Annotated in this window: 12 protein-coding genes, 1 tRNA gene and 1 pseudogene; 7 read left to right on the forward strand and 7 right to left on the reverse strand. The window is 68.8% G+C overall.

Annotation, left to right across the window (positions count from 1 at the left end; all coding sequences use genetic code 11):
• Positions 1-33: 33 nt before the first annotated feature.
• The 7 genes and pseudogenes from AC5YDA_RS05630 to AC5YDA_RS05660 form a co-directional block, all read right to left on the reverse strand.
• A pseudogene (locus AC5YDA_RS05630) lies at positions 34-541 on the reverse strand (transposase); the annotation flags it as partial.
• A gap of 168 nt (positions 542-709) precedes the next feature.
• Positions 710-1,567 (reverse strand): hypothetical protein, encoded by an 858-nt coding sequence (locus AC5YDA_RS05635; RefSeq protein WP_377107047.1) that lies wholly within the window; start codon positions 1,565-1,567, stop codon positions 710-712.
• 517 nt (positions 1,568-2,084) lie between these two features.
• Entirely contained in the window at positions 2,085-3,257 is a 1,173-nt protein-coding gene (locus AC5YDA_RS05640) for an ArdC-like ssDNA-binding domain-containing protein (protein WP_496192856.1), read from the reverse strand.
• Positions 3,254-3,400, reverse strand: a complete 147-nt coding sequence (locus AC5YDA_RS05645) for a hypothetical protein (protein WP_496192857.1) — start codon at positions 3,398-3,400, stop codon at positions 3,254-3,256. The genes AC5YDA_RS05640 and AC5YDA_RS05645 overlap by 4 nt, the downstream gene beginning before the upstream one ends.
• Entirely contained in the window at positions 3,397-4,851 is a 1,455-nt protein-coding gene (locus AC5YDA_RS05650) for a tyrosine-type recombinase/integrase (protein ID WP_496192858.1), read from the reverse strand. The genes AC5YDA_RS05645 and AC5YDA_RS05650 overlap by 4 nt, the downstream gene beginning before the upstream one ends.
• 11 nt (positions 4,852-4,862) lie before the next feature.
• Positions 4,863-5,054, reverse strand: a complete 192-nt coding sequence (locus tag AC5YDA_RS05655) for an excisionase family DNA-binding protein (RefSeq protein ID WP_496192859.1) — start codon at positions 5,052-5,054, stop codon at positions 4,863-4,865.
• Positions 5,055-5,437: 383 nt separating this feature from the next.
• Positions 5,438-5,520, reverse strand: a tRNA-Leu gene (locus tag AC5YDA_RS05660).
• A gap of 476 nt (positions 5,521-5,996) precedes the next feature.
• Here AC5YDA_RS05660 and treY point away from each other — a divergent pair.
• The 7 genes from treY to AC5YDA_RS05695 all read left to right on the forward strand — a co-directional run bounded on the left by treY (position 5,997) and on the right by AC5YDA_RS05695 (position 16,252).
• Positions 5,997-8,729, forward strand: a complete 2,733-nt coding sequence (treY, locus tag AC5YDA_RS05665) for a malto-oligosyltrehalose synthase (protein ID WP_496190042.1) — start codon at positions 5,997-5,999, stop codon at positions 8,727-8,729.
• Entirely contained in the window at positions 8,722-10,530 is a 1,809-nt protein-coding gene (gene treZ / locus AC5YDA_RS05670) for a malto-oligosyltrehalose trehalohydrolase (RefSeq protein WP_496190043.1), read from the forward strand. The genes treY and treZ overlap by 8 nt, the downstream gene beginning before the upstream one ends.
• Before the next feature lie 119 nt (positions 10,531-10,649).
• Positions 10,650-11,357, forward strand: coding sequence for an FHA domain-containing protein (locus tag AC5YDA_RS05675; protein WP_496190044.1), 708 nt, complete (start codon positions 10,650-10,652; stop codon positions 11,355-11,357).
• Positions 11,350-11,811 (forward strand): FHA domain-containing protein FhaB/FipA, encoded by a 462-nt coding sequence (locus tag AC5YDA_RS05680; RefSeq protein ID WP_496190045.1) that lies wholly within the window; start codon positions 11,350-11,352, stop codon positions 11,809-11,811. Before AC5YDA_RS05675 ends, AC5YDA_RS05680 begins: the two co-directional genes overlap by 8 nt.
• A 4-nt stretch (positions 11,812-11,815) precedes the next feature.
• Positions 11,816-13,282: a PP2C family protein-serine/threonine phosphatase gene (locus tag AC5YDA_RS05685; RefSeq protein WP_496190046.1), complete on the forward strand. Its 1,467-nt coding sequence runs from the start codon at positions 11,816-11,818 to the stop codon at positions 13,280-13,282.
• A gap of 1 nt (position 13,283) precedes the next feature.
• Complete coding sequence (locus AC5YDA_RS05690; protein WP_496190047.1) at positions 13,284-14,819, forward strand: FtsW/RodA/SpoVE family cell cycle protein; 1,536 nt, start codon at positions 13,284-13,286, stop codon at positions 14,817-14,819.
• The gene (locus tag AC5YDA_RS05695; protein ID WP_496190048.1) at positions 14,816-16,252 is read left to right on the forward strand and encodes a peptidoglycan D,D-transpeptidase FtsI family protein; all 1,437 of its coding nucleotides are present in this window, start codon (positions 14,816-14,818) and stop codon (positions 16,250-16,252) included. Before AC5YDA_RS05690 ends, AC5YDA_RS05695 begins: the two co-directional genes overlap by 4 nt.
• Positions 16,253-16,298 lie beyond the last annotated feature (46 nt).

A 16,298-nucleotide genomic window follows, 5' to 3' on the forward strand; every position in this document is an offset into this window, starting at 1 on the left:
TTCAGGATTCGCAACGATCACTGGAAACCGCCCCTCGTCCAGCGGCCGGTGCAGCCACTCGGTCATCTCCTCCAGCACCCGGTCGCTGATCCGACTGATGGTGTCTTTCGACACGCTGGCGCCGTACACCTCGGCGAAGTGCGCACCGACCTCCCTGGTGGTCAAACCCCGCGCCGTCAGGGACAGCACGATCCGGTCCACCCCTTCCAGGCGGCGTTTCCCCTTCGGCACGATCACCGGCTCGAACGTGCCAGGCCCGGCCCCTCGGCACCTCGACGCTGACGGGCCCGACCTCGGTCAGGACCGTCTTGGCACGGGTCCCGTTGCGGGAGTTCCCCGAGTGGTGGCCGGCCGGGTCGTGCGGCTCGTACCCGATGTGGTCGGTCAGCTCCTCCTCCAGCGCGGTCTCCAGCACCCGCTTCGTCAGCCCGGACAACAATCCATCCGGCCCGACCAGCTCGGCACCTTCGCTGCGTGCCCGGGCCACCAGGCCACGAGCGATCTCATCCTCTTGTACTTGGGTCAGCCTCACGGCCGACACACTGTCCTGCGTCACTGACAGTCCTTCCCGCCACCCCTATCGGAGCGGCAGATCAGGCCAGATCAGTTACACCAGATTTCGGTCGCCCTTCTCGATTGGCTGGTGCGGTGTCGAATAGGGTTGTGCCGTCGGCGCTTGGCGGGTTCCTCGAGGGAGCTACTTCGCCAGCTAGTGCCGGCGCGACCTCAGGCTCCGGAGCTGCTCCAACTGAGTCTCGATTGCAGCAATCGCAGCATCCAGGTCGTCACGGAACGCCGCAGCCTCGGCGGCTCTTGCTTTCGCGGCGGCGTCGGGGACTCCTTCAAGGAGGAGGTCGTCCGCGAGTTGCACTGCGGTTCGAGTATCGCCGTTGTTGACGGGCCGAAGCATGACGCTGAGTAGGCAGTAGGCGAGGATCCCGTAAAGATCCCAACCCTCCGCCTCGACCTCTTTGGGCAGTGATGCCACCTCGGGGTCGACCGCGCGGCGTAAAGCCAAACCTTCGGCAAGCGCCGTCATCATCGTCGCGAGCGTTCCCATGTTGAACGGCTCTCGCAGCTCCAAACCGTAGACCTCGAGCGCACGGCCGTACATCGGGAGATAGAGTTTTTCGGCGAAGCGGTTGTACTGGTTCCTGAGTGCCTCGAGCACTCCTGGGTGTTGTTTGTGCTCCCCCCACAGCGAGACTTGGGCGATGAACGAGGGATCGTGGTCGATCCCTTCTGCGTCCTGCTTGCACTGAGTCATTACGAGATCGCGGAGCGCGATCTCGCCCGGATCTGCCACAATCACCGACTCCTCGATGAACTTCAGGTACTCGACCTGGGCCAGGTCCACCGCGTGTATGGCAAGGTCGCGCTGGTAAGCACCCAACCCCTCCGGCCACGCGTGGTAGAAGGAGCCGTTCGAAACGGCGGCCGCCTTCGTCAGGTCAAGCAACTTGATCGAGCTAAGCGCTGTACCGCTGCTGAGCATGTCGAAGCCTGCCCTCAACAGCTGGTCTCTCGTTCCCTCGTCGCCATCTCGCTTGTTCTTTCGTTTCGCCATGGAGGCATCTTACGTCCACCAGGGGAGAAGTCGGTCTCTTCTAGATCTTGACACGGTTCTCCAACAGGTCCAGTATCAGAACTAGAGAACATCTCCCGAGTTTCCTATAGACGTGCTTCTCTGCACGTCGCTCTACCAAAGGAGGGGTCATGAATACTGCGGTCACCCAAGCCACCCCCGAAACCGTCGCTGGTATCGGAAGAGTCAAGAAGAACCTCCTGCGCATCGCCGCAGCGGTGGTCCTTGCCTCAGGCTCCGCCCTGGTCGCTGTACCACAGGCGGACGCTGCAACCACCTGCCGCTACACGAACTACTGGCTCGTTGGCGGCGCGAGCGGAGGGTGCAGCAACTCGGCTCCCTTCCGTGCGGGCCACGATCGCATGGTGATTCAGTGCTCCGGCCTCCGAGGGTCGGTGCTGTACATCACTGGACCTTGGCGGGCCCGCTACTACGACTGGGCCTACAGCCTCTGGTGCCCGGGAGGCTACGGGTACCGAACCTCCGCAGTCTGGTTCGATCACACCTCGTCGTAACCAAGAAGATTGGCCCCACTATCGGGGGTGTCGGCAGGACTGCCGACACCCCCGTTCCTGTTCGCGGATGGGACTCGTTGGTACGTGCGGATGTGGGCAGCGAGGCTCTCCTGAGCGCCGGGACTCGGCGTCGGCGTGAAGGTTTCCCACACCTCAGGCTCGGCCGTCGGCGCCGCTATCCTGGGCGCCACACCGGCCGTGACACCCCGGTCTGCGGCGACGGCGTCGACCAGCCTGGTCTCGAGGTCAGCGGGCTTGGTGTGGGCCAGGATCGTGTCGGCGGTCGCGATCACCCGGGCTCCGGTTTCGGCGACGACAGCCTCGATGCCGTTCTCTGGGGTGGCAGCCTTGGTGGCCCAGCCGGCGACGTAGTTGAACGTGTACTGGCTGGTGTCCAGGTTGTGCGCAGCCGCTACCACGTAGGCGACCGACTCTGCCTCCACCTCGCGACGGCCACGGCACGCGCCTGCGTACGGCTCACCCGGATCGGGCCGGATCAGCACATGCGCCAACTCATGAGCGAGCGTCTTCACCGCCTGCGCGTCGTCGACGTCGGCCCGGACCCGAACCTCCCGGCCTAGATAGTCGGTGAGCCCGTTGGCGCCGCCGCAGTCGCCCCGGGCCAGCCGGAAGCCTTCCGCCTCCACCAACTCGGCCAGCGAATCCCACAACCCCGGAGGAGCCTGACCGCGCAACAGCGTCGGCTTGGGCGGGGACTCGACGGGTGGATCGACCTGGCTCGCGTCGAAGACGCTCACCGGGCGGACTCCGACCAACTGCCAGACGTACTGCTGACGCCCCTCGGCGTCCCGGATCGGTTCACCCGTGAGTCGGTCGACCAGTTCGACCTTGCGAGTGACCGGGCCGAGGATCTTGATCGCCCTCTCACCGCGCCGCACCTGGTGGCCCATCGCCTGCCAGGCCCGATAGCCGGCGATCATCGTCGCGTCCGGCTTCTGCATCATCGTCAGCACCACATTGTTGAAGCTGTACCGATGCAGCTTCGACGCCATGCCCAGCCACCGCTGCCAGGCGTCCTTGTCGTCCAGGTTCGCGATGCCGTCGGCCAACTGCTCGTGCAACTGCTCGACCGTCTCACGCCGGGCACGGTCAGCAGCCTCCCGCTGCGCCTCGGTCAGGTTCCGGCCGGCCTTCACAGCTCCGCCCGCAGCCGCCGATACTCCTCGCCCAGCCGTTGGATCTCGGCCGGGTAGGCTCTGACAGCCTGGAGCCAGGCGATCTGCTCGAGCAGGTCGTACAGCACCAACGGACGATCGCGAGGCGGCACCGGCACAATCACGGCGTGTCCTTCTTTCCATTCGGAAGCTCGGAGGGATCTCTCGGCGAGGGCCGGTTGGCTTGTTCGCTCGTCGCCGCTCCGGCAGGGGTCGATCGGCGTTCGCGTGGTTGGTGGGCGGCGTCGTAGGCCGCGACCACGTCTCTGCTCAGGCGGCCGCGGGCGGGCACATAGATTCCGCTGGTCACCGCCCAGTTGCGGATCGCTGCGGTTCGCTCTCGCTCGGCGCGACTCCGCTGGCCCGCAGGTCGGGAGGCTCGGCTGGTTGTCTCGGTGGCCCGTGCGCCCTGGGGTTTGCGCGGCCGATGGTCGACCAGATCGGTCGGAGTCGCGGCCTCTTCGGTGGACTCGGTGGCCATCTGGGAGATCCGCTTGGCGAGGGAACGGTCCCGGTGGGCGGCGACGTGCTGGTAGCGCAGCGCCATATTGGGCGTCGTGTGACCGATTCGTGCCTGGAGTTCGGCGATGGTGGCGCCCTGTTGTGCGGCCATGGTGGCGCTGGTGTGCCGCAGGTCGTGCACGGTGAGCCTGGGCATCCTGATCGCTTCGCGTCCCTTGTAGTGCGCGTCGCGAAGGACGGAATCGTTCAAGGGAGTGACGCCGTCGCTGGCGGCGAAAAGCAGCGCTTCCGGGTCGCGAACCGGCTGCGCGTCCATCCACGCGCGCAGCGACGGCAGCAGGTGCGGGGGGATCGCAACGTCGCGGCTTCCGGCCGCGGTCTTGGGCGGCTGGATGATCAGCTCTCCAACGAGCCGGACGATCGCCTGACGCACATGGACGACGCCGGTCCTGAGGTCGAGGTCCTGGACTCGAAGTCCGCGCACCTCCCCGGAGCGCAGCCCGCACCAGCCAGCCAGCAGCAGGGGCACGCGGCGAGCGGCGGGAACCGCGTCGAGGTAGCGGCCGAGTTGGGCCGGCGTCAGGACCTTGATCTCGTGGACGGCCTTCTTGTTCACTCCTCCCTTCACCCGGCAGGGATTGCGCTCGATGATCTCCTCCTCGACCGCGTCCTTCATCAGCGACTTGAACAGGCCGTAGGCGTTCGCCTGCTGGGTGGGTCGGTCCGCCATGGCGAGGTACCAGTCGGTGACCTCGGTGGCGGTGATGTCGCGGATCCGGCGATCGCCGAACACCGGAAGGATCTCCAGCCTGAGGAGCTTGTCGTACAACGCGGCGGTGCCCGGCCGGAGCCGTCGCCTTGCCAACGACGATCGGGCGAACTCCTCGACGCGGGCGCCCTCGACGGCTGCGCTCTCCGGCGGCTTCCAGTCTCCCGAGCTGACCTTTCGTGCCTGCCCCGACAGCCAGGTCTCGGCGTCCATGCGGGACAAGAAGGTCACCGGCGCGGTGTGCCTCTCGCCGTCCGGCCCCCTGTACCGGGCGCGGTAGCGTCCACTCGGCAATAGCGAGATCTCCCCGAAGGTGCGCTTCTCCCGGATACGTTTCGTGGCCATCGGGACGGACCCTAGACCGCGATCGGCCGGCCGTAGCGGGGCTTGAGAAGCCGGTCGACATCCTCGGGCCGCAGACGCAGGATGCGGCGTCCGGTCATGAAGGCCGGCAGTTCTCCGGTGGCGATCCGCCTGCGCAGGGTGTTGCGGCTGATCCCGGTCCGTTCACAGGCCTGGGCGATGGTCTCATAGCGTTGTGCGGGCATGGCTGCTCCTTCCTGACTCCTTAAGCCGGCCGGAGGCCTCATTCCGGACAGAGCAGGGCCGAGCAATCTGAGGGATGTTCCCGCGCGAACCGCCGCACCGCTGGTCAGGTGAGGCCGCCGCTGAAGCCCTGGGCACAGGAATGGACAAGGCTGGGGGTCTACCCCCGGGGTCCACGAAGACGCTAGAGGTTCTTCCACGCATACCCCTGTGGGTATGCCATTCTGTGCCATTCCCGTGGGGCATATGTGGGGCAGGTGGGGCAGACGTGGGGCAGGAAGTGCCCCCGATGGGCTCTCGTGGGTACGTCTGAGCGAACCCTTTATCAGGGTGAAACCGCTTGTCAGATGCTGTTTGCCCTCGTCAGGGGCACACGACCAATAAGTGCGCGAGAGAGGAGTTGAACCTCCACGTCCTTACGGACACACGGACCTGAACCGTGCGCGTCTGCCATTCCGCCACTCGCGCTTCGCCCCGTCACCGGGACAGCCCGAGTACCTTAGCACGGGTTGGGCGGCAGGTCATATTCGACCATTCCAGCCGGTCGAACTGGACCCGTGACGCGAGGGCCGGGGTGGCGCCGGGAAGGACGAGCTGTTCACACTCCCGACATGTTGGAGACGGTCACTGCCATCCACATCACGGTGCGCGACTACGGGTGATGCCATCCACATGATCCACAGGGGTGGATAGCCCTGTGGACAACTCGGTGGATGTGAACTCCGGGTGACGCCCGGACCAACGTCCGATGGACGAGATCGCAGTCGCCGCCGGTCCCCCGACGCGGAGCACAGACCCGTGCCCCATCGGCGCAGGAGTCCCACCGTCCGTGGCGGGCCGGGCTCTCGCGGGAAGAGCGCTGCGCGGCCATCGGGCCCGTCCGCCTGTCAGAGGTTCGCGGTAGGTTGGCAGGAGCCAGCGCACCGGATGACGAGGAACTTGCCTTGAGCCAGACCACCGCAGCACGTGCGGCCGACACCCGCCCGCACCTTCCGTCCCAGCGACGCCGTACGCCGGTGTCGACCTACCGACTGCAGTTGGGGCCGGACCTCGGCTTCGACCAGGCGGCGGCCCAACTCGACTACCTCGAGGGCCTCGGCGTGACCGACCTCTACCTGAGCCCGATCCTGCAGGCAGCCCCGGGCAGCACCCACGGCTACGACGTCGTGGACCACTCCCGCATCAGTGAGGAGATGGGCGGACGCGAGGGCTTCGAGCGGCTCGCCTCCCGAGCACACGAACGCGGGATGGGCATCGTCGTGGACGTGGTGCCCAACCACATGGGCGTCCCCACTCCGATCCACCACAACCGGGCCCTGTGGTCGGTCCTCAAGGAGGGCCCGGCCTCGCCCTACGCCACCTGGTTCGACGGCACCGATGACGGCGAGGGTGAGGGCATCCTGATGCCGGTCCTCGGTGCGCGCATCGGCACCGTGCTGGCCAACGGCGAGATCACGCTCGAGCACCGCGTCATCCCCGGCCACGAGGAGGACGGCGAACAGCCGGTCCTCGTGTACTACGACCACGTCTTCCCCGTGCGCGCCGGCACGGAGAACCTGCCCATGCACCTCTGCGTGAAGGAGCAGTACTACCGGCTGGCCTACTGGCAGGTGGCGGCCGAGGAGTTGAACTTCCGCCGCTTCTTCGACGTCGACACACTGGTGGCGCTGCGCGTGGAGGACCCGAAGGTGTTCGACGCCACGCACGCACTGTTGCTGGACCTGTTCGACGCGGGTCACATCGACGGGTTCCGCATCGACCACCCCGACGGGCTCGCCGACCCGCGGGGTTACATGCGCCGGCTGTCGAAGGCCACCGGCGGGGCCTGGATCGCCGCCGAGAAGATCCTCGAGGGCGACGAGTCGATGCCCGAGGACTGGCCCGTGGCCGGCACGACCGGCTACGACGCCGCCTGGCGGATCTCGGCGCTGCAGTGCGACCCCAAGGGCTACGGCGACCTCGGCACGGTGGCACACCTGATCACCGGCGACATCCCCGGCACCCTGCCCGAGGTGATCAACGACGCCAAGCGCGAGATCGTCACCACCAGTCTCCTGGCCGAGGTGCACCGCATCGCGACCCTGGCCCACACGATCTGCCGCGACGACATCATGCTGCGTGACCACACGCACGGCTGGATCCGTGCCTGTCTCACCGAACTGGTGATCGCCTTCGACCGCTACCGCGCCTACGTCGTGCCCGGCGAGGAGCCGCCTGCTTCATCGGTGGAGCTCGTCGAGGAGGCTGCGAAACGCGCCACCCAGGTCTTGGACGCCGAACTCCACGACACGATGGAGGTCGTGGTCGACCTCGTCCTGGGTCGGGAGGTCGGGAGCGAGGGTCGCTCCCAACGTGCCCAGCGCGACGAACTGGTGGTCCGTTTCCAGCAGGTGTGCGGCGCAGTCACCGCCAAGGGGGTGGAGGACACCGCCTACTACCGCTGGACCCAGCTGGTCGCCCTCAACGAGGTCGGTGGCTCCCCCGACACGTGGAGCCTCAACCCCGACGAGTTCCACCGCTGGTGCTCGACGATGGCCTCCGCATGGCCCGCCACGATGACGTGCGGGACGACCCACGACACCAAGCGCTCCGAGGATGTCCGCAGCCGCATCGGCGTGCTGTCCCAGTACTCGGCCGAGTGGCGGGCGCTGGTCACCCGGCTCCACCCCTACGCGGAGGGCATCGAGGGCCACACCGAGAACCTGTTCTGGCAGATCCTCGCCGGGACGTGGACCGTCGACGGCCCGATCGAGCGGGAGCGCCTCGAGCGGTACATGCTGAAGGCCGCTCGTGAGCAGAAGATCTGGACGTCCTGGACGTCGCAGGACGCCGAGGCCGAGGGGCGCCTGAAGGAGTTCATCGCGAGGATCTACGACGACGAAGACCTGATGGGCGCGTTCAGCGACTGGTTCGACTTCACCAACGCCGCCGTCCGCGTCTCGATCCTGTCCCGCAAGGCGATCCAGCTGACGTGCCTGGGGGTGGCCGACACCTACCAGTCGTGTGAGACCGTGCAGAACTACCTCGTGGACCCGGACAACCGCGCACCGGCCGACTTCGCCGCACTGGCCGACACCGCCAGCTACCTCGACCGGCGGGCGCCCGTCACGCTGGCCGAGGAGAAGTTCCACCTCACCCGCGAGATCCTGCGGCTGCGTCGTCGGCGCCCCGACGCCTTCGTCGGGCCGGAGGCCGCGTACCGCCCGCTGCCCAGCAGCACCGGCCACGCCCTGTGCTACGCGCGCGGTGACGACCCGCAGGTGGTCACCGTCGCCGCCCGCCTGCACCGCGACCTGGCCCGCAGCGAGGGATTCACCGCCCACTCGGTCGTGCTGCCGGAGGGGACGTGGCGCGACATCCTGACCGACACCGAGCACCCCGGCGGCAGCCTCCTGATCGACGATCTGCTGACGCGCTACCCCGTCGCGGTACTGGAGAAGGTCGACGGCCCCGGCGGGTCGGACGCCCGGGCACAGGCCGAGACACTCGCCGACACCCTGGAGGACGGCACCCCGATCTTCCGCGCGACGCCGCGAGAGGGTTTGTCGACCCGCCCCGCCGCCGAGGCGGAGGCCGAGGCGGAGGCCGAGGCGGAGAGCACCGGCCTGCTCGGCTGGCTGACCAAGCGGTTCTTCGAGCGCCCGGCCAACGGCAACGGGGAGGCGAGCCATGACTGACACGTTGCCGATCACCGTGTGGGCCCCGCTGGCCGGTTCGGTCGAGGCCGTGCTGCCCGGGGCGACGGCCGGGGGCGACGGCAGCACCGGCCCGGATGCGAGCACGTCGGCCACCTTGGCCCCCCGGGGCGACGGCTATTGGACGATCGACCTGCCCGTCGGCACCGACTACCTGCTCAGCGTCGACGGCAGGGATCCGCGCCCCGACCCACGCAGCGGTCAGCAGCCCCACGGCGTCCACGGCCCCAGCCGGGTGTTCGACCCCAACGCCTTCGGGTGGACGGACGCCGACTGGGACGGACGCGACGTCCTCGGCGGCGTGTTCTACGAACTGCACGTGGGCACGTTCACCCCAGGGGGGACGCTCGACTCGGCGATCGAGCGCCTCGACGACCTCGTCGAACTCGGCGTGGACACCGTCGAGCTCATGCCGCTGGCCCCCTTCCCCGGCGAGCGGGGATGGGGCTACGACGGCGTGTCCCTGTACGCCGTCCACGAGGCCCATGGAGGCCCCGTGGCGTTGCAACGGTTCGTCGACGCGGCCCACGCACGCGGCCTGGCGGTCTGCCTCGACGTCGTCCACAACCACTTCGGGCCGGCCGGCAACTACGTGGCCGAGTTCGGGCCCTACTACACGGCCCGGCACCAGACGCCCTGGGGCGCCGCCATCAACCTCGACGACGAGCATGCCGCCGGGGTCCGCGCCTTCCTGATCGACAACGCCGTCCGCTGGCTGCGTGACTTCCACATCGACGCCCTGCGCCTCGATGCGGTGCACGCCCTCAAGGACGACTCGATCCCGCACCTCCTGACCGAGATCGCGGATGCCGTCGCCGACCTCGAGGCCGAGACGGGTCGCCGGCTCACCCTCATCGCCGAGTCCGACCTCAACGACGTCACGATGATCGCGCCGACGCTCACCCACCCGGCGACCACCGGCGATCCCGCCCTGCCCGCCAGCCCCCAGGCCCGCGGCATGGACGCGCAGTGGGCCGATGACGTCCACCACGCCCTGCACAGCTGGCTCACCGGGGAGACCTTCGGCTACTACGTCGATTTCGGCAGTCCCGAGACGCTCGCCCACGCCTTCGAGAAGGTGTTCGTCCACGACGGCACCTGGTCGACCTTCCGCGGCACCGAGTGGGGTGCTCCCGTCCCCGATGCGGTCGACCGCCGCCGGTTCATCACCTACACCCAGAACCACGACCAGGTCGGCAATCGCGGGCTGGGAGATCGCCCCGACTCACGTCTGACGCCCGGCGCGGTCGCCGGCGGAGCCGCCCTGCTGTTGCTGTCCCCGTTCACACCGATGCTGTTCCAGGGACAGGAGTGGGGCACCCGGCGCCCGTTCCAGTTCTTCAGCCACCACGACGAAGAACTCGGCCGGCTCATCACCGAAGGCCGGCTGAAGGAGTTCGGACAGCACGGCTGGGCGGACGTCTACGGCCCGGACGCGGCCATCCCGGATCCGCAGGCTGCGGCGTCGTTCGAGGCGTCCAAGCTCGACTGGAGCGAGCGCGACGAACCGGGACACGCCACCATGCTGGGCTGGTACCGCACCCTCATCGCGCTGCGCCGCGCACATGTGAGGCCCGGACTCCCGGTCGCGACCGCCCATGGCGGCGACTGGTTCGCCCTCACGCACGGGCCGCTCACGATCGTGGCCTCACCCCGTTCGGCAGCCGTCCTGCCGGATCTGACCGGTGAGATGATCGCCTCGTTCGGTGGCGCACACCTGGCCGAGGGACGCCTCCGACTCCCCGCAGGGTCGGTGGCCGTCGTCAGGACGCGGACGACCTAGCATCGAGGGTGGCGGGAGGGCAGTGTTCCCCCCTGATGGGGCAACTCCCGCCGCGAACAGGGTGGCAGGCTACGCTGTGACAGGTTCGCAGGCGGATGACAGACGGGGAAGGAGGGCCGGTGGGAGTCTTCGACAACCTCGAGCGCAAGCTCGAAGGGGTCGTCAACGGCGCCTTCGCGCGCGCCTTCAAGGGTGATGTCCAACCCGTGGAGATCACAGCGCGGCTCCAGAAGGAGCTGGACGCGGAGGCGCGCCTGCTCTCGCGTGACCGCAAGCTCGTGCCCAACGACTTCACCATCGGGCTGTCGGGCCACGACTACGACCGCTTGGTGCCCTACAGCCGGACCCTGAACTCCGACATCATCCCCCAGCTGCGCGAGTACGCGGCCAACGCGGGGTACGTGTTCAACGGGCCGGTCACCATCGCCTACGAGCTCGAGCCGGAGCTGCCGGTCGGGCGCTTCACGGTCCAGAGCCAGGCCGTGGCGGCCGCGGCGACCCCGGCGACGTCCACCGCGATCCGCCGCGCCAGCCTCGTGTTGGAGGTCAACGGCATCCGGCACCCGCTGACCCCGCCGGGCTTCACCCTGGGCCGGGGCACGGACGCCGACGTCCGCATCAACGACCCCGGGATCTCCCGCGTCCATGCGCGCGTGAGCGTTCGGGGCACGGACCGGGAGCCCCAGGTCACCATCGAGGACATGGGCTCGACCAACGGCATCGTCGTGGACGGCCGACGCGTCCAGTCCGCCCCCCTCCGGGACGGGTCACGCGTCGAACTCGGCAACACCCGCATGCTGGTGAGGTCACCGGTGTCCGATGTCTGAACTTCTCGTCCTGGCCCTGAAGTTCGCCTTCCTCGCGCTGTTGTGGGTCTTCGTCCTGCTCACGGGCAGCGTCATCCGCTCCGACCTGTTCGGCCGTCGGGTCTCCCCCACGGCCCAGGCCTCGACCGCCCCCACGGGCCGCCGCGCACGCCGTGCTGCGGCCCGCATGCCGACCACGCTCCGCATCACCAAGGGGAAGCAGGCCGGCCTGACGATGACGCTGGGCGACCACCTGAGGATCGGTCGCAGCACCGACTGCCAGTTGATCCTGGACGACGACTACGTCTCGACGCGGCATGCACGCATCTACCGCACCGCACAGGGCTACCTCGTCGAGGACCTCGGCTCCACCAACGGCACCTACCTGAACAATGAGCGCCTGAGCTCCCCCGCCCCGTTCACCCCGGCCGACACCCTCCGCATCGGCCGAACACTGCTGGTCGTGGAGGCCTGACCCCATGGCCCTGACCCTCGGCTACGACTCTCACTCCGAGATCGGGCTGGTCCGCAGCAACAACCAGGACTCGGCCTGGACCAGCCCGCACATGCTCATGGTCGCGGACGGGATGGGCGGCGCCGCGGCGGGTGACCTCGCCTCGGCGGTGGCCATCTGGGAGTTGAAGAAGACCGACGAGAACCTGACGGACCTCATCGCCGCCGCCCGCGCCGAGCGACTCGCGAGGACGGACGCCACCGCCGAAGCCACCCACCCCGCGGCGCCCACGCCTGCGGACGACGAGGATCCGGGGGACCTCGTCGACGTCCTCACCGTCATGGCCGGCGCCCTCGCCCGGACGAACGAGCGGCTGGTCGAACTCGTCGAGGACGACCCGGAACTCGCGGGCATGGGCACCACCGTGTGCGGCTTCGTGCTGGACCACGACCGCCTGGCGGTGGTCAACATCGGTGACTCCCGGGCCTACCTCGTGCGAGACGGCGTCCTCCACCGGGTGACCCGCGACCACAGTTGGGTGCAGACGCTGGTCGACGAGGGGCGCATCACGGAGGAGGAGGCCCTCGAGCACCCGCACCGCTCCCTGGTGCTCCGCGTGCTGAACGGCTCCAGCCAACACGAGCCGGACCTCGGCTGGCTCGACGTCCACGCGGGCGACCGGCTGCTGGTGTGTTCGGACGGTCTCTGCGGCCTCGTGACAGACGCCGCCATCGCGAACGTCGCCACCGCGGGCCTCCCCCGGGGCGAGACCATCGCCAAGCTGGTCGCCCTCGCCCATCGGGCGGGCGGGCACGACAACATCACGATCGTGCTGGCCGACGTCGAGGTCGACGGGCCGGTGGGCGTGAGCGAGATGATCGGTGCCGCAGCCACGGTGAGCGCCCCGGCCGGCGCCGAGCACACAGCGTCGCTGGCCCTCGCACCGGACGCGCTGGGCGAGGAGGTCGCCCTCGAGCGCACCCTCACCGAGGACGAGCGGTATGCCCTGTCGGGCCGACGCAGGGCGGCCACGTGGGTGAAGTTCGTCCTGGCCCTCCTGCTGCCCGTCCTCGTCCTGGGCGGCGGAGCGTACGGCTGGTACTCCTACACCCAGACCCAGTACTTCATCGGTCCTGCGGACGCTCACGTGGCCGTCTTCCGCGGCGTCCCCGACCGCATCCTCGGCGTCGACCTCTCCACACTCGAGCAGAAGGACACGACCCGCATCGCCGACCTGCCCCCCTACTACGCGGCCAAGGTGCAGGGCGGGATCCCCGTCAGCGACCGTGAGTCCGCCGACCGCACCCTCGGGGAGTTGCGCGAGAAGGCTGCCGAATGCATCGCCCAGCGTGAGGCCCGCGCCCGAGCGACGGCCCTGCCCACGCCGAGCCCGCCGGCCACCACTCCCGGCCTCGATCCCGTAGCGACCGCGACCCCCCTCGAGACTCCCAGCCCCGGACCCACACCCGTCACCGCCCCCGAGGAGTGCTGACGTGGCCGAGATCGTGGTCCATCGCCGGCGCGCCGTCGTCTCCTTGCTGATGATGATCTTCGCGCTCACCCTGGGTGCGAGCGGTTACGTACTGACCAACCTGAACCAGAACGACGGCATGCCCGCCGACTGGCTGATGACCGTCGGTCCGCTCTCGTTCGGTGGCCCGTGGTTCGTGGGCATCACGGCCTGGTTCGCACTCGGCCTGGTGTGTTGGGGCGTCACCGCGTGGCGCCTGCCGTACGCCGACCCGCTGCTCCTGCCGGTGGCGTTCCTCCTGACGGGTCTCGGGCTGTCGATGATCCACCGCCTGGACCAGTTCGACGGCAAGCGCAGTGCCGAACTCCAGATGCTGTGGTTGGTGCTGGCCGTGCTGGTCTTCACCGCAGTCGTCCTGTGGCTGCGCGACCACCGGCGCCTCCAGCGCTACACCTACCTGTGGTTCCTGGCCGGCTTCCTGCTGCTGCTCGCCCCCCTCCTCCCCGTGCTGGGCAAGGAGAACCACGGTGCCCGCATCTGGATCGAGGTCGGCCCCTTCAGCTTCCAACCCGCCGAACTGGCCCGCATCGTCCTGTCGATCGCCTTCGCCGCCTATCTGGTGGAGAAGAAGGACGTGCTGGCCATGGCCGGACGTCGCTTCCTCGGCATCGACTTCCCCCGCCCGCGGGACCTCGGGCCGATCCTCATCGCCTGGGGCTTCTCGCTGGTCATCCTCGTCTTCCAGAAGGACCTGGGCACCACCCTGCTGTTCTTCGGATTGTTCGTGGCGATGCTGTACGTGGCCACCGAGCGTCCGAGCTGGGCGATCCTGGGCGTGCTGATGATCCTGGTGCTGGGAGTGGGCGGCTACCACGCCTTCGGCCACGTGCAGACCCGCTTCGAGTCCTGGCTCAACCCGTTCACCGACTATGACCGCAACCTGCAGGTCATCAGCGCCCAGTTCGGGTTCGCCTGGGGCGGGCTGTTCGGGACGGGGTGGGGCGACGGGCGTCCCTACCTCACGCCGCTGGCCAAGAACGACTTCATCGCCGCCGCCCTCGGTGAGGAGCTCGGGCTCTACGGGCTCGTGGCGGTGATCCTCCTGTTCGGCGTCATCGTCGCCCGGCTGCTGCGCGCAGCTCTCGGTGCAGGGGAGGGCTTCGGCAAGCTGCTCGCCACGGGTCTGGCCTTCGTGTTCGCCCTGCAGGTCTTCACCATCATCGGCGGCGTCACACGCCTGCTCCCGCTCACCGGCCTGACGACACCGTTCGTCTCCCAGGGTGGTAGTTCGCTGCTGTCGAACTTCCTCCTGCTGGGGCTGATGCTGACGATCACCCACCAGGTCCGTCGCCCCGTGGTCGAGCACGGCGGTTCGGGCGAGTACGTGTCGTTGTCGGCGGAGGCCACCCAGACCCTGCCCACCGTGGGTGCCCGCACCGGGTTGCCGGCTGCGATGGACGCACCGCGTCCCGATCCCTTGCAGTTCGGCGGCTCCGGAGCGGCCCCCGTGCCGGACTCCCCGGAGTCCTCCACATCGAAGCCGGGGGAGGAATCGTGAACGGCCCGATCCGGCGCGTCGCCGTCGTCGTGATGCTCATGTTCCTGGCGCTGATGGTGAACGCCTCCTTCAGCTACCTGTTCCGGACCGAATCGCTGGCGTCCGATCCCGCGAACCGGCGCGTCCGGGACGCCGAGTTCGGCACCGACCGGGGCGACATCCTCGTCGGCAACACGCCGATCGTCACCTCCGCCGCGGTCGACGACCGTTACCAGTTCCAGCGCACCTACGACCCGGGTCAGCTGTACGCGGGGGTCACCGGCTACTACTCCTTCCTGTACGGAGGCGCGGGACTGGAACGCAGCTTCTCCAGCGAGCTCGCCGGGACGGCCGACGTCCAGGCCCTGCAGAACATCGTGGACGCCGCCTCCGGCAAGCGCCCCAAGGGCGCCAGCCTCCAGACGACCCTGGACGCGCGCGCCCAGCAGGCCGCTGCCCGCGCGCTCGGCAACCGACCCGGCGCCGTGGTCGCGCTCGACTACACCACCGGCGCCGTGCTCGCGCTGGTCACCTCCCCCACGTTCGATCCGAACGCCCTGGCCTCGCACGACCTGAACGCGACCCAGCAGGCTTGGACGCAGCTCAACGACAACCCCGCCAGGCCGCTGACCAACCGCGCCGTCCGCGAGATCTACCCGCCCGGGTCGACGTTCAAGCTGGTCGTGAGCGCCGCCGCGCTCGAGTCGGGGATGACCCCGGACACGACCGTGGCCTCGCCGTCCACCCTCACGCTCCCCGGCTCGACGTTCCAGATGACCTACGACTGTGGCGGCGAGCAGATCTCCCTGCGCCAGGCCCTCCAGGTCTCGTGCAACACCGCCTACGCGCTGCTCGGCGACCAACTCGGCGCCGACGCCCTGCGCCGCCAGGCCGAGAAGTTCGGCTTCGGGCAGCCCGTCCTGGCGGACCTCTACGGGGTCCCGTCGCGCTTCCCCACCACGCTTGACCGGGCCCAGGTCATGCTGAGCTCCATCGGCGGCTTCGACGTGGCCGCCTCGCCGCTGCAGATGGCGATGGTCGTGGCCGGCATCGCCAACAACGGTGTCGTCATGGAGCCGTACGTGGTCAGCCAGGTCCGCGGCGCCGACCTGAACGTGATCCGCACCCATGCACCCCGTCCGCTGTCGACCGCCATGTCGACCACGAACGCCCAGTCCCTTCAGGACATGATGGTGAGCGTGGTGGAGAACGGGACAGGACGTCGGGCACGGATCCCGGGTCTCCGGGTCGGTGGCAAGACGGGCACCGCGGTCACCGCGTCGGCCGGCAGTGGGTCGACCCGGGTACCGTACGCCTGGTTCGTCGCATTCGCCCAGGACCCGAAGGTCGCCGTCGCTGTGTTCGTCCAGGACGCTGGGGTGGACGGGTCGGAGGTCTCGGGCGGTCGCTACGCGGCACCCGTCGCCCAGCAGGTGATCGAGGCGGTGCGATGACCGATGAGCACATCCCCGCAGGGCCAACCCTGGCCCCGACGGGCAC

The organism is Propioniciclava sp. LT294, from assembly GCF_059516005.1.

Bases quoted from the DNA above. Each gene is read 5' to 3' on its own strand.
- treZ (WP_496190043.1), top strand. From the start codon at position 8,722: ATGACTGACACGTTGCCGATCACCGTGTGGGCCCCGCTGGCCGGTTCG.
- AC5YDA_RS05655 (WP_496192859.1), bottom strand. From the start codon at position 5,054: ATGCCCGCACAACGCTATGAGACCATCGCCCAGGCCTGTGAACGGACC.
- AC5YDA_RS05650 (WP_496192858.1), bottom strand. From the start codon at position 4,851: ATGGCCACGAAACGTATCCGGGAGAAGCGCACCTTCGGGGAGATCTCG.
- AC5YDA_RS05635 (WP_377107047.1), bottom strand. From the start codon at position 1,567: ATGGCGAAACGAAAGAACAAGCGAGATGGCGACGAGGGAACGAGAGAC.
- AC5YDA_RS05680 (WP_496190045.1), top strand. From the start codon at position 11,350: ATGTCTGAACTTCTCGTCCTGGCCCTGAAGTTCGCCTTCCTCGCGCTG.
- AC5YDA_RS05685 (WP_496190046.1), top strand. From the start codon at position 11,816: ATGGCCCTGACCCTCGGCTACGACTCTCACTCCGAGATCGGGCTGGTC.